The following is a 16,090-nucleotide window of genomic DNA, read 5'->3' on the forward strand; positions in this document are numbered from 1 at the left end:
ACGCATCCCACACCCCTGGAAAGGTCACTGATGATCTCAATCGGAATGGTCGGCGCAGGCCAGTTCGCCCCGCAGTTCGCGAAGCTGTTCAAGCTCCACCCCGACGTCGACCGGGTCTTCGTGACCGACCTCGTCGACGACCGCGCCTCCGAGCTCGTCGAGTCGCAGCACCTCGACGGCACCTTCGACGACTTCGACGCCGTCCTCGCGTCGGACGTCGACGCCGTGGCGATCTTCACGCAGCGCTGGACGCACGGCCCGCTCGTCGTCAAGGCGCTCCGCGCCGGCAAGCACGTGTACTCCGCGGTCCCGATGGCGATCTCGGTCGAGGAGATCAGCGCGATCATCGAGGCCGTCCGTGAGACCGGGCTCACCTACATGATGGGCGAGACGAGCTACTACAACCCGGCGACGGTGTTCGCCCGCAAGCAGGTCGCCGAGGGGGCGTTCGGCCGGGTGTTCTACGCCGAGGGCGACTACGTGCACGACATGGACCTCGGGTTCTACGCGGCGTACCAGTACAGCGGCGGCGACGACTGGAAGCGCACCGCCAGCTACCCGCCCATGCTCTACCCGACGCACTCCGTCGGCGGTGTCCTCGGCGCGATCCCCGGCCACGCCGTCAGCGTCAGCTGCATCGGCGTCACGGACGACCGCGGCGACGGCGTGTTCGACAAGGACGTCAGCCAGTTCGACAACGACTTCTCGAACGCCACGGCCCTGTTCGAGCTCGACAACGGTGGGGTCATGCGGATCAACGAGATGCGCCGGGTCGGCTACCCGTCGCACATCCGCGAGTCCCGCTTCCGGTACTTCGGTACCGAGGCCAGCTTCGAGCAGCTCGCCAAGGTGAGCGTCTGGCAGGACAAGGAGGACTCGCACGACATCAGCGACCGGATCAACACCCAGGCGACGATGGAGCTCGACGATTCGCGCCTGGCCGGGGTGGACCCCTCGCTCCGGGACGCGTTCGTCTCCGGGTACGCCGAGGTGCACGACACCGACCGCCTGCCGGCCGAGTACGCGGGCGTGCCGACCGGCCACGAGGGCAGCCACCAGTTCCTCGCCGACGACTTCGTCCGCGCCGTCGTCGACCGCACCCTGCCGCCGGTGAACGCCTGGACCGCCGCCCGGTTCACCCTGCCCGGCATCATCGCCCACCAGTCCGCACTGCAGGGCGGTGCCCGCCTCGAGGTGCCGGACTTCGGCGACGCCCCCGAGCCGGTGGACGCGGCCACGTCCGGCGGGTCGGCAGCCGCCGTCTAGGATCGCACCAACCGTCGTTCGGGTGCCGGTCCACACGGACCGGCACCCGAACTCGATCCAGGAGGCGTCCGTGACCACCCCGACGACACCGCGGGCGGTCACCCGCGCGGACGTCGCCCGGTACGCGGGCGTCAGCACCTCCGTCGTCAGCTACGTCGTGCACGACGGCCCGCGCCCGGTCGCCGCCGAGACGGCCGCCCGGGTCCGCGACGCCATCCGGGTCCTCGGGTACCGCCCGAATGCGAGCGCGCAGGCCCTCCGCACCGGGTCGTCGAAGATGCTCGGGCTGATCGTCCCCGAGCTCGACAACCCGCTCTGGTCCGAGGTCGCGATCGCCGTCGAGCAAGCCGCCGCGGCACGGGGCTACGACGTCCTCATCTCGAGCAGCGACGGCGACGTCGCCCTCGAACGCGACCGGATGCGCAGCCTGTCCGCACGCCAGGTCGACGGCCTCATCGTCACGAGCATCATGACCCGCCCCGATCTCTCCTCCGTCGTCGATCCCGGGCTGCCGATGGTGCTGCTCAACACCTTCTTCGAGGTCCCCGACTTCGCCAGCACCGGCGTGGACGCACTCCGCGGCGCGTACGAGGGCACCGCACACCTCGCCGGGCACGGGTACGGTTCGATCGGCCTCGTCATCGGACACGCGGGCGCCGACACCGACCTCCGCGAGCAGGGGTGGCAGGACGCCCTCCGCGACCACGGCGTGCAGGACGGGCCGATCGTGCGCACCGAGTTCTCCCGCGCCGGCGGCCACACCGCGGGGCTCCGGATGTTCGGTTCCGCCAACCGCCCGCGCGCCGTCTTCGTCAGCTCCGACATGCAGGCCGTCGGTGTGCTCCGCGCGCTCTACGAGCTCGGACTCTCGGCACCGGACGACGTCGCGATCGTGTCGTTCGACGGCACCGTCGAGGCCGACTTCACGAACCCCCAGCTCACCACCGTGCGGCAGCCGGTCGACGCGATGGCAGCCGGGGCCGTCGACCGGGTGCTCGGACGCGTGGCCGGGGAGCAGTGGCACCGCGACCTCGTGCCCGCCGAGCTGGTGCTCGGCGCGAGTTGCGGGTGCGACGTGCGTCGCTGACGCACCCACCTGCCGGCCTGGAGGCACGGGGCGGCGCCGCACCGCGCCTCCCGTCCGTCCGTGGTCGCGACCACGCGCCTGCGGGCCCTGACGACGAGTGCGCGCGTTCCACCCTGCGCTCGTCGTCCGTCTGCGCAGGGTGGTCGCTCAGGCTGCGGTGGTGCGGCCCTGGACGGCCTTCAGGTCGTCGAGGGGGACGCGGCGCTGCGCGACGCGCGTGACGGCCACGGCCTCGACCGGCTCGCCGGTCTCGGCGTCGACGAACCGCAGGTCGGACTGCAGGTCGGTGCGACGGTGCCGGTCCGCCCACCCACCGAGCGCGAGCAGCACGAGCGAGAGGTCCCGGCCAGCCTCGGTCAGGACGTACTCGTCACGGACCCGTCCACCCTCGGGCTTGTAGGCCCGTCGTTCGAGCACGCCGCCCTCCACCAGGGAGCCGAGGCGGGCGGTGAGGACCTCGCGCGGGATGCCGAGGCTCTGCTGGAACTGGCCGAACCGCGTCGAGCCGGCGAGGGCGTCGCGGACGATCATGAGCGTCCACTTCTCGCCGAGGACGTCGAGGGACCGTGCGATGGGGCAGCGCTCGTCGCCGCCGAGGATGCCGAGCATGTGTTCATCCTATCTGGGTTCGCAATCCAGACACAACGTGCTAGGTTCACTTCCCGTACTCAACTTCCACGAACGGAGCACCCCATGACCGACCTCACCAACGCGATCGTCCTCGTCACCGGAGCGAACGGCGGCCTCGGCGCCGAGTTCGTCCACCAGGCCCTCGCCCGCGGCGCCGCCAAGGTCTATGCGACCGCACGCACCCCGCGCACCTGGGACGACGAGCGCATCGTGCCACTCCCCCTCGACGTGACGGACCAGGCGAGCGTCGACGCTGCTGCACGCACCGCCGCGGACGCCACCATCGTCGTGAACAACGCCGGTGTCGGCGGTTCGACCCCGCTGCTGGAGACCTCCGTCGAGGACGTCGAGCGGGTCTTCGCCACGAACGTCTTCGGGGCGCTCCGGGTCGCCAAGGCCTTCGCACCGACGCTCGCCGGCGGTGCGCTCGTCGACGTGCACTCCGTGCTGAGCTGGATCGCGCTCGGCAGCGGCTACTCGGCGTCGAAGGCCGCGTTCTGGTCGCTGACGAACTCGCTCCGCCTCGAGCTCGCACCGCAGGGCACGCAGGTCGTCGGCGCCCACCTCGGGTACACCGACACCGGGATGACGGCGGACCTCGACGTCGACAAGGCCGACCCGGCCGACATCGTCGCGGCGATCTGGGACGCGGTCGAGGCCGGCGAGCACGAGGTGCTGGCCGACCAGGTCAGCCGTGACGTGCGGGCGGGGCTGAGTGCGCCGCTCGAGGCGCTGTACCCGGCGCTCACGTCCGCCTGACGCGCCGCCCGTGCCGCCCGTGCCGCCCGTGCCGCCCGTGCCGCTACCATCGCCGCATGGGGAGCACGGGGGCGACGGCGAAACGGCAGACAGGGTGGACCTCGCCGGGGCGGGCCGCGCTGTACTGGGTGACGGTCGCGCTCGGCGTGGTCGGCGGCGGTGGGTCCTGGCTCTGGCTGTACCTGGCCTCCGAGGAGTCCACGCGCGGCGCGACCCCGGACCGGACGGGGGCGAACCCGGGCATCCCCTCGGGAGTGACCGGGCTCGTGGTCGGCCACCTGGTGGGGGTGGTCCTGCTGCTCGTCACGGCACGGCTCGCCCGGCGCCGGGGACGTTCGGTCCTGGCGTTCGCGGCCCTCGGGCTCGTCGTGGGATCCGGCGTCGGGTTGGTGGCGTCCCTCCAGCTGACCGGCGGGCTGCTCGTCGCGCCCTGGCCGCACGCGTCGTACACGCCCTGAGGACACGGTCCCGCGGGGTCAACCGTGGGCGCCGCGGCCGGTGATGCCACGGGTACTCGCGGTGATCGACGCGCGCTCCTCGTCGGTGAGTCCGGCTGCGCGGAGGATGCGGTCGAGGACGTCGCTCTTCTGCTCCAAGTAGTCGTCGATGTCCGCCGCGGTCCGGCCAGCCCGCCGCTTCACGGCGGCGTACTCGTCGCGCAGTGAGGTGTCCGAGCGCAGGACGTCACGCACGCCGAGGTGGTTCCGCAGCGCGAGCGACCCCTCCGCGACGACGTAGGTGTTGCTCGGGGCGAAGCGGTCCGGCGTCCGGAAGGCCTGCCTGCCGGGGATGCCGAGGTCGCCGCGGGGTTCGAAGCCGATCGTCACCAGCGCCTGCACCGCCGCCGTGACGTGCTCGGGATCCACCACGACGTCGACGTCGATCACCGGCTTCGCCGCGAGGCCCGGGACCGCGGTGCTGCCGACGTGCTCGATCCGGTACGGGACGGCCGCGGCGTCGAGGGCGGCGGCGTAGTGCGAGCGGAGTGCGGCGAACCGCTCGGGCCACGAAGCGCGGTACTCGACGACCTCGATCACGATCGCGCTCCCGCGGAGGGTGTGGGATTCGAACCCACGAGACATCGCTGCCCACCTGTTTTCAAGACAGGCTCCATCGGCCACTCGGACAACCCTCCGTGACGCGGCCACGTGGCGAGACGTGACCGCGTCCCGGGAAGTCTACCGGGCCTCCAGGCCGCGCAGCGAGGACCACGCAGCACCGACCACGCAGCGTGCGAGGTTGCCCGCACTGTGCGAGGCTGCGAAGGTCCCACGGTGCGCGGACCCTCGCACACTGCCGACCGCGACCGCGCCCCGCCCACGCGGGATGCGCGCGTCAGCGCGGCAGCGAATCGAGCGCTGCGGCCAGTCCGTCGTCCCGGACGCCGCCGGTGAGTTCGTTGCCCGCGTCGATGACGTCGTCGGGCGCCTGCCCCATCGCGACCCCACGGCCCGAGGTCGACGCCCACCGGAGCATGTCGATGTCGTTCCGCCCGTCGCCTGCGGCGAACACCCGGGAGCGCGGGATGTCGAGCCACTCGCGGACCCGTTCCATCGCGGTGGCCTTCGTCACGCCCTCGGGGGCGATGTCGAGCCACGACGTCCAGCCCACCGAGTACGAGACCTTGTGCAGGCCCATCTGCTCGACGACCTGCAGGAAGTCCTCGGTGTCGTGCCCCGGGGAGATGACGACGACACGCGTCGCCTCGACGCCGAGGAGCTGCTCGAACGGCACGCGTTCCCCGGCGACGGTCATCGTGTCGTCGGGGAAGTTGCGGGAGAGCAGGAAGTGCCCGGTCTCGTCCTCGACGCCGAACGCAGCGTTCTCGAGCGCACCGTGCACGGTCTGCAGCACCTCGGTCGGGTCGAACCGCTCCACGTGGACCCGCTCGTACGAACCGTCCGGACGCCGGGCGAGGGTGAGCGCTCCGTTGGCGCAGACGATGTACTTCGGTTCGATGCCCAGGGTGTCGAGCAGCGGGATCGTCATGCCCTCGCTCCGCCCGGTGGACAGCATGACCTCGTGTCCGGCCGCCTCCGCGTCGTGCAGCGCAGCGATCACGGCGTCGGTGACGACGCCGTCCTCGCGCATGGTGGTGCCGTCGATGTCGAGGGCGACGAGCCAGCGTTTCGTCTTGGCCGGAGCACCGGTGCTCATCGGGGTTCGATCACCTCGACGCCGCCGAGGTAGGGACGGAGGACCTCCGGCACGACGACGGTGCCGTCGGCCTGCTGGTGGGTCTCCAGGATCGCGACGATCCAGCGGGTCGTCGCGAGTGTGCCGTTGAGGGTGGCGACCGGGGCGGTCTTGCCGCTCTCGGTGCGGTAGCGGATGTCGAGGCGACGAGCCTGGAACGTGGTGCAGTTGGACGTCGAGGTGAGCTCGCGGAAGGTGCCCTGCGTCGGCACCCAGGCCTCGATGTCGTACTTCTTCGCCGCGCTCGTGCCGAGGTCGCCCGCCGCGGTCTCGATCACGCGGTAGTGCAGCCCGAGGTCCTGCAGCATCTGCTCCTGGTACGAGACGAGCCTCTCGTGCTCGGCCTCGGCCTGGTCCGGGTGCACGTACGAGAACATCTCGAGCTTGTTGAACTGGTGCACGCGCAGGATGCCGCGGTTGTCCTTGCCCGCCGAGCCGGCCTCGCGCCGGTAGCAGGTCGACCAGCCGGCGTAGCGGTGCACGTCGCCGTCGAGGTCGAGGTCGAGGATCTCGTCGGAGTGGAACCCGGCGAGGGCGACCTCGCTGGTGCCGGTCAGGTAGAGGTCGTCGGCCTCGAGCCGGTAGACCTCGGCCGCGTGCTCGCCGAGGAACCCGGTGCCGGCCATCGTCTCGGGGCGCACGAGCGTCGGCGTGATGAGCGGCTCGAACCCGGCGGCGACGGCACGGTCGAGACCGAGCGACATGAGGGCGATCTCGAGCCGGGCCCCGAGGCCGCGCAGGAAGTAGAACCGCGAGCCGGAGACCTTCACACCGCGCGGGATGTCGATGATGCCGAGGTGCTCACCGAGGTCGGCGTGGTCCTTCGGCTCGAAGTCGAACTGCGGCTTGGTTCCGACGGTGCGCAGCGTGACGAAGTCGTCCTCGCCACCGGCCGGCACGCCGGGCAGCACGACGTTCGGGATGGAGCGGACCACCGAGTTGAAGGTGTCCTCGGCGGCGGTGACGGTGGCCTGGGCCTCCTTCACCCGGGCCGCGAGCGCCTGGGCCTGCTGCACGAGCGCGGCCTTCTCGTCCTTCGGGGCCTTGGCGACGGTCTTGCCGAAGGCGTTCTGCTCGGCGCGGAGCGACTCGAACGCGGTGATCGCGGAACGCCGGGCCGCGTCCGCGGCGACGGCCTCGTCGACGACGGCCACGGAGGCGCGGCGCGCCTCCTGCGAGGCCTTGATGACGTCCGGGTTGTCGCGCAGCAGCTGGGGATCGATCACCGGATCATCCTAAAGGGGCGGACTGGAGGCACGGTGCGGGCCCGCCCCGCGCCTCCCGTCCGGAAGGCGGGTCGCGACGGGCGACCGCTCGCAGCGTCCGATCGGTACCGTTGGGGGCATGTCGACCCCTTCGGAGACCGCGCCCGCGCACCAGGACGCCCTCCAGACCGAGCAGCGGACGGCCGCGGTGGTCTACAACCCGGTCAAGGTCCACCTGCCGACCCTCAAGCGCACCGTCGAGAAGCACCAGCAGGAGGCCGGCTGGGCCGAGACCCTCTGGTTCGAGACCTCCGAGGAGGACCCGGGCGGCGGCATGGCCCGCGCCGCCCTCGACGCCGGCGCCGACGTCGTCGCGGCAGCGGGCGGGGACGGCACCGTCCGCGCGGTCGCCGAGGTCGTGCATGGTTCGGACGCCTCGCTGGCGCTGCTGCCGAGCGGCACGGGCAACCTGCTCGCGCGGAACATGAAGCTGCCGCTCGACGACCTCGGCGGGATGGCGAAGGCGATCTTCTCCGGCAACGACCGGTCCATCGACTTCGGGCAGATCGGCGTCGAGCGTCCGGACGGCTCCCGCGAGCGGTTCGGCTTCGTCGTGATGGCCGGCCTCGGGCTCGACGCCCGGATGCTCGCGAACACCCGCCCCGAGCTGAAGAAGCGCGTCGGGTGGCTGGCGTACCTCGACTCGCTGCTCCGCTCCGTGCGGGACGCCGACGGCTTCGAGTTCAAGTACCGGCTCGACGAGTCGGCGCGCAACGGCTCGGTGCGGGCGCACTCGGTCATCGTCGGCAACTGCGGCATGCTGCAGGCCAACGCGATGCTCCTGCCGGACGCCGAGATCGACGACGGGGTGTTCGACATCGTCGTGATGCGTCCCCGTGGGTTCTTCGGCTGGGTGCGGATCGGCGCGCGGGTGTTCTGGGAGAACGGGATCCTGCGGTGGTTCCGACGCTCGGCCCTGTCGGACACGCTGATCGGCCGACGCATCACGACGGCGGCGAGGCAGGAGCGGCCGCTGCGCTACATGCGCGGCGAGGAGTTCACGCTGCGGCTCGAGAAGCCGGACGAGTTCGAGATCGACGGCGACCCGGTGGGCGAGATCGTCGCGTTCCGGGCGCGGATCGACGCCGGGTCGCTCGACGTCCGCGTGCCGGTCGTCGAGCCGGCGCCGACGCGCGGTCGCAAGCGGTAGCGCGGGAGTCCGGGCCGCCCTCGCACCGTGCGAGGCGTCCACGGTGCGCGGCACCCGCGCACCGTGCGAGGCGACCACGGTGCGCGGCACCCTCGCACCGTGCGAGGCGACCGCAGTGTGCGCCCGTGCGCAAGCGCACCCGTGTGCCGGCGCGTCAGTGCGCGTCGGGCTCGCCGGACACGATCGCCCGCAGCCAGTCCCGCGCCTCGACGAACGCGGCGTCCGAGTAGCGCGTCGGCACCTCGGGGCGGACCCCGTCGGCGCGCGGGTACGACCCGAGGAACGTCACGCGCGGGCTGAACCGACGGAGGCCGAGCAGCGCGTCCGCCACGCGCTCGTCCCGCACGTGGCCGTCCAGGTCGATGACGAACCGGTACCGACCGAGCTCGTCGCCGATCGGCCGTGAGGACAGCAGCCCCATGTTGATGCCCCGGGTCGCGAACTGCTCCAGCATGTCGACCAGCGCACCGGGGTGGTCGGCGGGCAGCTCGACGATGACGCTCGTCTTGTCGGCGCCCGTGGGTTCGGGCAGCGCCAGCGTCCTCGACACGAGCACGAAGCGGGTGACGGCGGAGGCGTTGTCCCCGATCGACGACGCCAGCACCGACAGCGCGTAGTGGTCGGTGATCCCGGGGGGTGCGACGGCTGCGTCGGCGGTCGGGTGCTCGTCGAGCAGGGCCGCGGCCGCGGCGACGTTCGAGGACGCCGGGATGTGCCCGTGCCCGCGGACGTTCGCCTCGAGCCAGTTGTGCGTCTGCGCGTAGGCCACCGGGTGCGCGTTCACGGTGCGGACGTCCGACAGGGCCGTCCCCGGGCGGGCGACGAGCACGAAGTCGACGGGGACGAGGTACTCCCCCACGATCCGCACGCCGGGGATCCGGGCGAGGGCGTCCTGCGTGGCGCTGACCCCGCCGTCGACGCTGTTCTCGATCGCGATGACCGCACCCACCGAGCGACCGCTGACCACGTCGTCGAGCGCTTCGCCGACGTTGTTCACGCTCCGCCAGGGCTTGCCCGCTGCGGCGTCGACGAGTTTGAGGGCCGCCTCGGTGAAGGTGCCGGCGGGTCCGAGGTAGGAGTACGTGTCGGACGGCGCGTCGGGCTGGCTCATGTGCCGAGCCTATTGCAGCGCCGCACGACGGCCACGACCGTCAGTCGGCGGCCGTTCCGGTCAGCCGGGCCTCGCACACGGCGGTGTCGTCGCCCTCGCGCGGGTAGGTGAGGGCGGCGAACCGGCCCTCCGGGTCGAGCCGGGTGAGCAGTGCCGCGGCGATGCCGTCGAGCTGTGTCACCTGCTCCTCGGTGAGGGCGTCGATGACCGTCCGGCGGGCGGTCCGGACGTGGTCGGGGGCCGCCTCGACGATCGTCGCGTACCCGGCGTCGGTGAGCCGGACGTCGGTGGCCCGGCGGTCGTCGGTGGACGGGCAGCGGGAGACGAGCCCGCGCTTCTCGAGCCGCGACACGACGTGGGACAGCCGCGGGAGCGACGCGTTCGTGGCCGAGGCGAGCGCGGACATCCGGAGCGTCCGGGACTCGGTCTCGGACAGCATCGCGATGACCATGTAGTCGAAGTGCGTCAGGTCGGCGTCGCGCTGCAGCTGCTGGTCGAGGGCCGCGGGCAGCAGCTCCATGACGGCGACGAGCTTCATCCACGCACGCAGCTGGTCGCGCGTGAGCCACGGGGTCTCGTCGGTCATGTCGGCATCCTAGCCAAAGGTTGTCGGTTCAACCAGTGGACGCAGTGGTCCGTCGCCGCCGCGCACCGACCACGAGCACCGCCACGACGACGAGCAGCAGCACGCCCTCGACGACGAGCAGCCGCAGCCCGTAGTCGAACGGCAGGATCGTGGCGTTCTTCGTCCCGTGCGCCTTCGCCGCGATCTCCGGCACGACCACGAGCGCGAGCACGCTGCCGAGCACCACGACGGCCTGCACGACCACGAGCGCCCAGGCTCGCAGTGCGCGCCCGGTGCGGCGGAGCAGCAGCCCGACGGCGACGACGAACGGCGACAGGATCGCGTCGTGCAGGATCACCGCGCCGACGAGCCAGGTCGCCAGCCCCCAGATCCGGTTCGGTCGCACGGTCGTCACGAGGACGTACGCCCCGAAGGCGATGACGAGCACGCCGACGACGGCGAGGACGATGCGTGCGGCCCTCATCGGATCACCTCGATCTTCTCGATCCACTTGGTCTGCAGCACCCCGGGGCGGCCCGGGGCGATGATCCGCGCCGGGAACCCGTGGTCGAGGTCGAGCTTCTCGCCGTTCAGCTCGAGGGCGACCAGGGTCGTCGGGTCCTCGGCGTACTCCGGCCCCATGTCCATGATCCGGTAGCCGCCGTGGCGCTCGAGACTGGTGACGCGGACGTGCGACCCCGGCTCGGCCTGCACGGCCGCCAGTAGGTCGCGCATCCGGACGCCCTTCCACGTCGCCATCTGGCTCCAGCCCTCGACGCACGAGATCGGCAAGTCCACCTGGGTGGTCCCCAGTGCGACGAGTTCGGCGCGCGCGAACGTCCGGCTGACGTCGTGGCCGACGACCGTCAGGGTCCAGTCCGCCGCCGTCGCGGTCGCCAGGACACCGGCAGCGCGGGCGGTGCGGTTGACCGGCAGGTCGTTCGGACCGCGGTGCCGCTGTCGGGCCCCGAACACGTTGAACGGCTCCGCCAGGCGGTTCGACTGCCCGGCGGTCAGGGCGACGACACCGACGGTCGCCGCGGCGACACCCGCGAAGAACCCGCGTCGGGCGACGCGCTCACGACGCCCGGTGGTCGCCGCGACGGCCCGCCTGGAGGCGCGGCTCGCCTCCTCGGGGTCGGCCTCCGGTCCACCGAGGCTCGCCTCCGCGGACACGTCACCCGTCGCGGACGCCGCGTTCCGTCCGCCGGGACGAGCTTCGGGAACGCCGTCGACCCAGCGGAGGACGCGACCGGTGAGGCCGCGGGGGTAGGGGGCAGGCGCCTCCGGAACCGCAGCCGGCGTGGCGGAGGCGTCCCGTGCCTCCAGGCCGGGTGGGAGCAGCTCGCTGCCCACCGTCGCGTCCGCGACGAACCGACCGTGCTCGTCGTACGCGTCGCGCTTCCGCCAGTACCGCGTGATGATCGGCAGCTTCGTGCCGATGTGCAGCACCAGCGACCCGATGAGCACGTAGGCCAGCGCGTAGTGGACCTGCCGGAACGGGAACGGCCACGGGTACCACTGGTACGTGTTGACGAGCCCCGTGAACACCTGGACGAGCGCCGCCGAGACGAAGACCGCGATCGAGAGCCGTTCGAGCAGGTGCAGCACGCCACGCACGGGCGGGACCTGCGCGAGGGCCGGCATCACCGCGTTGAGCTTCGCGACGAGCAGCGGGATGATCGCGATCCCCGCGGTGATGTGCAGGCCCTGCGTGAACTGGTAGAGCTGTGTCGGCCGGGTGGCGAACCGCATGCCGGGCAGCGGGTCCTGCAGGAAGTGGCTGTAGACGCCGGTGCCGAAGCAGATCACGAAGGCGATGCCGAGCAGGCGACCGAGCACGACGGCGGAGCGGGCGTTGCGGTTCGGCGACGCCATCGCCGCCCGGGCGTCGAACAGGAGTCCACGGACCACCGCCGGTAGCCTCGACCCACCATGAGAGAACGACTTCGCCCCGGCCGACTCCTGCCGACCGTGCTGGCCGTGGTCGGCGTGCTGGCCCTCGCGGGCGTCATCGCCTTCGGCATCACGCATCTGGGGTTCCTCCGAGCCGGTCATCGTTCCTCATTCGTTGCGTGGACCCTGATCGCTTGGACCGTGTTCGCCGGCGCGGTGCTGGCGTTGCGGTTCGTCCCGGCGAAGTGGATGACGTGGCTCGTGGTCGGTGGTGGCCTGGTGATCGGGCTCGCCGCCATCGCCGGGCCGCCGAACACCAGCACCGATTCTGCACGGTACGCCTGGGACGGCATCGTGCAGCACGCCGGGATCTCCCCCTACGCCCACACGCCACAGTCGACGGCGTTGTCCGGTCTGCGTCCGGACTGGCTCTTCCCGGACAAGGTCGACGGCACCTGCAAGCCGCTCGAACCGCGGTTCCGGGGCCTCGGCGACGGCGCCGACGGGCACTGCGTCGCGATCAACCGTCCGGACGTGGTCACCATCTACCCGCCGATGGCGCAGCTGTGGTTCGCGCTCGTCCGGGCGTTCGTGCCCGCCTCGGCGCAGTACATGCCCTTCCAGATCGCCGGACTGATCGTGTCCCTCGGCGTCACCGTCGGCCTGGTCGCGGTGCTCCGCCGACTCGGCCGACCGACCTGGTGGGCGGCGCTCTGGGCGTGGTCGCCGCTCGTCGCGGCCGAAGCCGTCACGAACTCGCACGTCGACGCCCTCGGTGCCGCGCTCGCGACGGCGGGCGCCGTGCTCGTGGTCTTCGGGCGGCCGATCTGGGGCGGCATCGCGCTGGGTGCCGCGACCGCGACCAAGCTGATCCCGGCGATCGTGTACCCACCGTTGCTCGGTCGGTGGCGGCACTGGTGGGCGATCCCCGTGGGCATCGCGGTGTTCGGGCTGCTGTACGTGCCGTACGTGCTGACGACGGGGATCGACGTGCTCGGGTACCTGCCCGGGTACCTGTCCGAGGAGGGCTACGAGGACGGTTCACGGTTCGCCCTGGTCTCGCTCGTGGTCCCGGGCGACGCGGCCACCCTCGTCGTCGGGCTGCTCGTGCTGGCGGCGGCGTACGCGGCCTGGCGGCTGTCCGACCCGTCCCGGCCCTGGTCCGGCGAGGTCCTGATGATCGGCGTGACGTTCCTGGCGGTGACCCCGCGCTACCCCTGGTACGCGCTGCTGCTCATCCCGTTCGTGGTGCTGTCCGGGCGGTGGGAGTGGCTGTCGATCGGTCTCGCGATCGCGCTCCGTGGGGTGTGGCCGTCGGCGGACGCGTACCGGTGGTGGCTCGCCGCCGCCGTCGTCGTGATCGTCGTGGTGACGATCGTGCGCACCCGTCGGGCGGACTGGGTGCGCTGGGGGCGGTTGCTGACGTTCCGGCGGCTCGACCACGTACGCTGACGCCCATGGCACCTGCGACCCTGCTCGGTTCGTCCGGTTCGTCCGGTTCGTCTGGCTCGCCCGGCTCGTCCGGCTCGTCCGGCCCGTCCGGCCCGTCCGGCTCGCCCGACCCGGACGGACTCGTCGACCGGTTCGGGCGTCGCGCCGTCGACCTGCGGGTGTCGCTGACCGAGCGGTGCAACCTGCGCTGCACCTACTGCATGCCCGCCGCCGGGCTGCCCTTCGCGCCGGACGACCAGCTGATGACCGCGGCCGAGATCGAACGGCTCGTCCGGATCGGCACGGCGCGCTTCGGTGTCCGCAAGGTGCGCTTCACCGGCGGTGAGCCGATGCTGCGGCACGACCTGGTCGACGTCATCGCCCGGTGCGCCGCGCTGCCCGACGCCCCGGAGCTGTCCCTCACCACGAACGCGATCGGCCTCGCACACCGCGCCGCCGCCCTGTACGCCGCCGGACTCCGCCGGGTGAACGTGTCGCTGGACACCGTCGACCCCTCGGTGTTCGCCGAGGTCACCCGACGGCCGTTCCTCGACAAGGTCATCGCCGGGCTGTCGGCTGCGCACGACGCCGGGCTCGCGATCAAGGTGAACGCCGTGCTGCTGCGCGGGGTGAACGACTCCCTCGCGCCGGACCTGATGCGCTGGTGCCTGGAGCGCGGCTACGAATTGCGGTTCATCGAGCAGATGCCGCTCGACCCCGACCACGCCTGGGACCGCACGTCGATGATCACCGCCGCCGAGACCCGCGCGATGCTGTCATCGGACTTCGAACTCGTGCCGGACGACGCCCCACGCGACGGCGCGCCCGCCGAACGGTTCCGCGTGCTCTCCCGGGACGCCGCCGCACCCGGGGCGTTCCTCGGCACGATCGGCATCATCGCGAGCATCACCGAGTCCTTCTGCGCCGATTGCACCCGGACCCGCCTCACCGCCGACGGGAACGTCCGGAGCTGCCTGTTCTCCGACGAGGAGACCTCCGTGCTCGGGCCGATGCGCGCGGGTGCCACCGACGACGAGGTCGCCGACCTCTGGCGCCGCGCGATGTGGGCGAAGCCGCGCGACCACGGCGACGACAGCGACGACCTCGTGCACCCGACCCGGGGCATGAGCGCGATCGGGGGTTGACGGTGACCGTGCTGCGCTTCTTCGCGGCTGCCCGGGCGGCGGTCGGCGTCGACGAGGTGACGGCGTCCGGAGACGACCTCGACGCGGCGCTCCGTGGTGTCGCGGCCGTGGACCCGCCCCGGTGGCAGGCGCTGCAGGAACGCTGCTCCTACCTGGTCGACGGGGTGACGACGCGCGACCGGTCGACGCCGCTCGCCGAGGTGTCGGTCGTCGACGTCATGCCGCCCTTCGCCGGGGGCTGAGCGGGGTCGTTCCCTCCCAGAGCGCCTGCGATGCACCGTGCTCTCGGGCGTACCGGGTCAGTTCTTCCGACCAGGCACGCCCGGATCGACCAGGCACGCCCGGATCGACCAGGGACGCCCGGATCAACCAGGCACGCCCGGATCAACCAGGCACGCCCGGATCAACCAGGCACGCCCGGATCAACCAGGCACGCCCGGATCAACCAGGCACGCCCGGATCGACCGGCCCCCGCCCTACGGGGAGACGGACAGCACGATGAACGCGGCGAAGATCACCAGGTGCACCCCGCCCTGCAGCCGCGTCGCCCGCCCCGGCAGCACCGTGAGCACCGCGGCGACGATCGTCAACGCGAGCAGCACGATCTGCGACGGACCGAGCCCCAGCAGCAGCGTCCCGGGCATGAACAGCGACGCCACTGCGATCGACGGGATGGTGAGGCCGATCGACGCCATCGCCGACCCCATCGCCAGGTTCAGGCTCGTCTGGATCCGGTTGCGCGCCGCCGCCTTCGACGCCGCGATGCCCTCCGGCAGCAGGATGAGCAGCGCGATCACGACACCGACGAACGACGGCGGGAACCCGACCGCGGCCACGCCGGCCTCGATCGCGGGCGACTCGACCTTCGCGAGCCCCACCACCGCGACGAGCGCCAGCAGCAGCAGCCCGAGCGAGGTCAGGGTGGCGCGCCCGGAGGGCCGTGCGGCGTGGGCGTCCTCGGACTCCTCGAGCACCCCTCCGGAGCGGCCGACCGGCAGGAAGAAGTCACGGTGGTGCACCGTCTGGGTGAACACGAACAGCACGTAGAGCGCCAACGACGCCAGCGCGACGAAGACGAGTTGCGCGCCCGTGAACGAGGAGTCGTCGGTCCCGGTGGTGAACGTCGGCAGCACGAGGGTCAGCACCGCGAGCGCCGCCACCGTCATGGTCGCGGCCGAGGCGCCCTCCTGATTGAACCGGACCGTGTTGTGCCGGATCGTGCCGATCAGGATCGCGAGCCCGACCAGCCCGTTCATCGTGATCATCACCGCCGAGAAGACGGTGTCCCGCGCCAGGGTCTCGGCCTTCGCACCACCCGAGCTGGAGAGCGCGATGATGAGCGCCACCTCGATGATCGTCACCGCGACCGCCAGGACGAGGGACCCGAACGGCTCCCCCACCCGGTGCGCGACGACCTCGGCGTGGTGCACGGCGGCGAGGACGGTGCCGGCGAGCACGATCGCGACGACGACGACCACGACGGTGCCGAGGTCGTGCCGTCCGAACGCCAGCGCGAGCACGATCGCCGCGATCACGGGCGTCCCGACGGGCCAGGCCTTGGCGATCCAGTTGCTCACTGGAACATCATC

Annotated in this window: 17 protein-coding genes and 1 tRNA gene; 8 read left to right on the forward strand and 10 right to left on the reverse strand. The window is 72.0% G+C overall.

What is annotated here, in order from left to right; genetic code table 11:
• Window positions 1–27 precede the first annotated feature (27 nt).
• Window positions 28–1,266: a Gfo/Idh/MocA family protein gene (locus tag ACRQ4B_RS16450; protein WP_439694425.1), complete on the forward strand. Its 1,239-nt coding sequence runs from the start codon at window positions 28–30 to the stop codon at window positions 1,264–1,266.
• Window positions 1,267–1,288: 22 nt separating this feature from the next.
• Window positions 1,289–2,353 (forward strand): LacI family DNA-binding transcriptional regulator, encoded by a 1,065-nt coding sequence (locus ACRQ4B_RS16455; RefSeq protein WP_439692465.1) that lies wholly within the window; start codon window positions 1,289–1,291, stop codon window positions 2,351–2,353.
• Window positions 2,354–2,500: 147 nt separating this feature from the next.
• Here ACRQ4B_RS16455 and ACRQ4B_RS16460 read toward each other — a convergent pair whose 3' ends face one another.
• A complete protein-coding gene (locus tag ACRQ4B_RS16460; protein WP_439692466.1) occupies window positions 2,501–2,962 on the reverse strand; it encodes a winged helix-turn-helix transcriptional regulator in 462 nt (153 codons plus the stop codon).
• A gap of 84 nt (window positions 2,963–3,046) precedes the next feature.
• Between ACRQ4B_RS16460 and ACRQ4B_RS16465 the strand changes: the two genes are divergently transcribed.
• Together ACRQ4B_RS16465 and ACRQ4B_RS16470 are read left to right on the forward strand one after the other, a co-directional pair.
• Window positions 3,047–3,742, forward strand: a complete 696-nt coding sequence (locus tag ACRQ4B_RS16465) for an SDR family oxidoreductase (protein WP_439692467.1) — start codon at window positions 3,047–3,049, stop codon at window positions 3,740–3,742.
• Window positions 3,743–3,798: 56 nt separating this feature from the next.
• The gene (locus ACRQ4B_RS16470) at window positions 3,799–4,200 is read left to right on the forward strand and encodes a hypothetical protein (protein ID WP_439692468.1); all 402 of its coding nucleotides are present in this window, start codon (window positions 3,799–3,801) and stop codon (window positions 4,198–4,200) included.
• Window positions 4,201–4,218: 18 nt separating this feature from the next.
• Here ACRQ4B_RS16470 and ACRQ4B_RS16475 read toward each other — a convergent pair whose 3' ends face one another.
• From ACRQ4B_RS16475 to serS, 4 genes are all read right to left on the reverse strand, one after another.
• On the reverse strand, window positions 4,219–4,824 hold the full coding sequence (locus ACRQ4B_RS16475; RefSeq protein ID WP_439692469.1) for a GrpB family protein: 606 nt from the start codon (window positions 4,822–4,824) through the stop codon (window positions 4,219–4,221).
• Window positions 4,793–4,877: transfer RNA gene (locus ACRQ4B_RS16480), tRNA-Ser, on the reverse strand. Before ACRQ4B_RS16480 ends, ACRQ4B_RS16475 begins: the two co-directional genes overlap by 32 nt.
• Window positions 4,878–5,077: 200 nt before the next feature.
• The gene (locus ACRQ4B_RS16485; RefSeq protein ID WP_439692470.1) at window positions 5,078–5,899 is read right to left on the reverse strand and encodes an HAD family hydrolase; all 822 of its coding nucleotides are present in this window, start codon (window positions 5,897–5,899) and stop codon (window positions 5,078–5,080) included.
• Window positions 5,896–7,164: a serine--tRNA ligase gene (serS, locus tag ACRQ4B_RS16490; protein ID WP_439692471.1), complete on the reverse strand. Its 1,269-nt coding sequence runs from the start codon at window positions 7,162–7,164 to the stop codon at window positions 5,896–5,898. Before serS ends, ACRQ4B_RS16485 begins: the two co-directional genes overlap by 4 nt.
• 118 nt (window positions 7,165–7,282) lie before the next feature.
• Between serS and ACRQ4B_RS16495 the strand changes: the two genes are divergently transcribed.
• On the forward strand, window positions 7,283–8,353 hold the full coding sequence (locus ACRQ4B_RS16495; protein ID WP_439692472.1) for a diacylglycerol/lipid kinase family protein: 1,071 nt from the start codon (window positions 7,283–7,285) through the stop codon (window positions 8,351–8,353).
• A gap of 154 nt (window positions 8,354–8,507) precedes the next feature.
• Here the strand turns inward: ACRQ4B_RS16495 and pheA are convergent, their stop codons facing one another.
• Genes pheA through ACRQ4B_RS16515 form a run of 4 tightly spaced genes read right to left on the reverse strand, consistent with a single transcriptional unit; the run spans window position 8,508 to window position 11,943 of the window.
• Window positions 8,508–9,464, reverse strand: a complete 957-nt coding sequence (pheA, locus tag ACRQ4B_RS16500) for a prephenate dehydratase (protein WP_439692473.1) — start codon at window positions 9,462–9,464, stop codon at window positions 8,508–8,510.
• Between the two features lie 40 nt (window positions 9,465–9,504).
• Entirely contained in the window at window positions 9,505–10,050 is a 546-nt protein-coding gene (locus ACRQ4B_RS16505) for a MarR family winged helix-turn-helix transcriptional regulator (protein WP_439692474.1), read from the reverse strand.
• Window positions 10,051–10,078: 28 nt separating this feature from the next.
• A complete protein-coding gene (locus tag ACRQ4B_RS16510) occupies window positions 10,079–10,513 on the reverse strand; it encodes a hypothetical protein (RefSeq protein WP_439692475.1) in 435 nt (144 codons plus the stop codon).
• Entirely contained in the window at window positions 10,510–11,943 is a 1,434-nt protein-coding gene (locus ACRQ4B_RS16515) for a molybdopterin-dependent oxidoreductase (RefSeq protein WP_439692476.1), read from the reverse strand. The genes ACRQ4B_RS16510 and ACRQ4B_RS16515 overlap by 4 nt, the downstream gene beginning before the upstream one ends.
• Window positions 11,944–11,964: 21 nt before the next feature.
• Between ACRQ4B_RS16515 and ACRQ4B_RS16520 the strand changes: the two genes are divergently transcribed.
• The 3 genes from ACRQ4B_RS16520 to ACRQ4B_RS16530 are packed head-to-tail and all read left to right on the forward strand — an operon-like array spanning window position 11,965 to window position 14,743.
• Window positions 11,965–13,377: a glycosyltransferase 87 family protein gene (locus ACRQ4B_RS16520; RefSeq protein WP_439692477.1), complete on the forward strand. Its 1,413-nt coding sequence runs from the start codon at window positions 11,965–11,967 to the stop codon at window positions 13,375–13,377.
• Between the two features lie 5 nt (window positions 13,378–13,382).
• Window positions 13,383–14,501 (forward strand): GTP 3',8-cyclase MoaA, encoded by a 1,119-nt coding sequence (moaA, locus tag ACRQ4B_RS16525; RefSeq protein ID WP_439692478.1) that lies wholly within the window; start codon window positions 13,383–13,385, stop codon window positions 14,499–14,501.
• Between the two features lie 2 nt (window positions 14,502–14,503).
• Window positions 14,504–14,743, forward strand: a complete 240-nt coding sequence (locus ACRQ4B_RS16530; protein WP_439694426.1) for a MoaD/ThiS family protein — start codon at window positions 14,504–14,506, stop codon at window positions 14,741–14,743.
• A gap of 234 nt (window positions 14,744–14,977) precedes the next feature.
• Here the strand turns inward: ACRQ4B_RS16530 and ACRQ4B_RS16535 are convergent, their stop codons facing one another.
• Window positions 14,978–16,078 (reverse strand): calcium:proton antiporter, encoded by a 1,101-nt coding sequence (locus ACRQ4B_RS16535; protein WP_439692479.1) that lies wholly within the window; start codon window positions 16,076–16,078, stop codon window positions 14,978–14,980.
• Between the last annotated feature and the right edge of the window lie 12 nt (window positions 16,079–16,090).

The sequence above is a fragment of the Curtobacterium sp. SP.BCo genome (assembly GCF_051903265.1).
Classification (GTDB): domain Bacteria; phylum Actinomycetota; class Actinomycetes; order Actinomycetales; family Microbacteriaceae; genus Curtobacterium.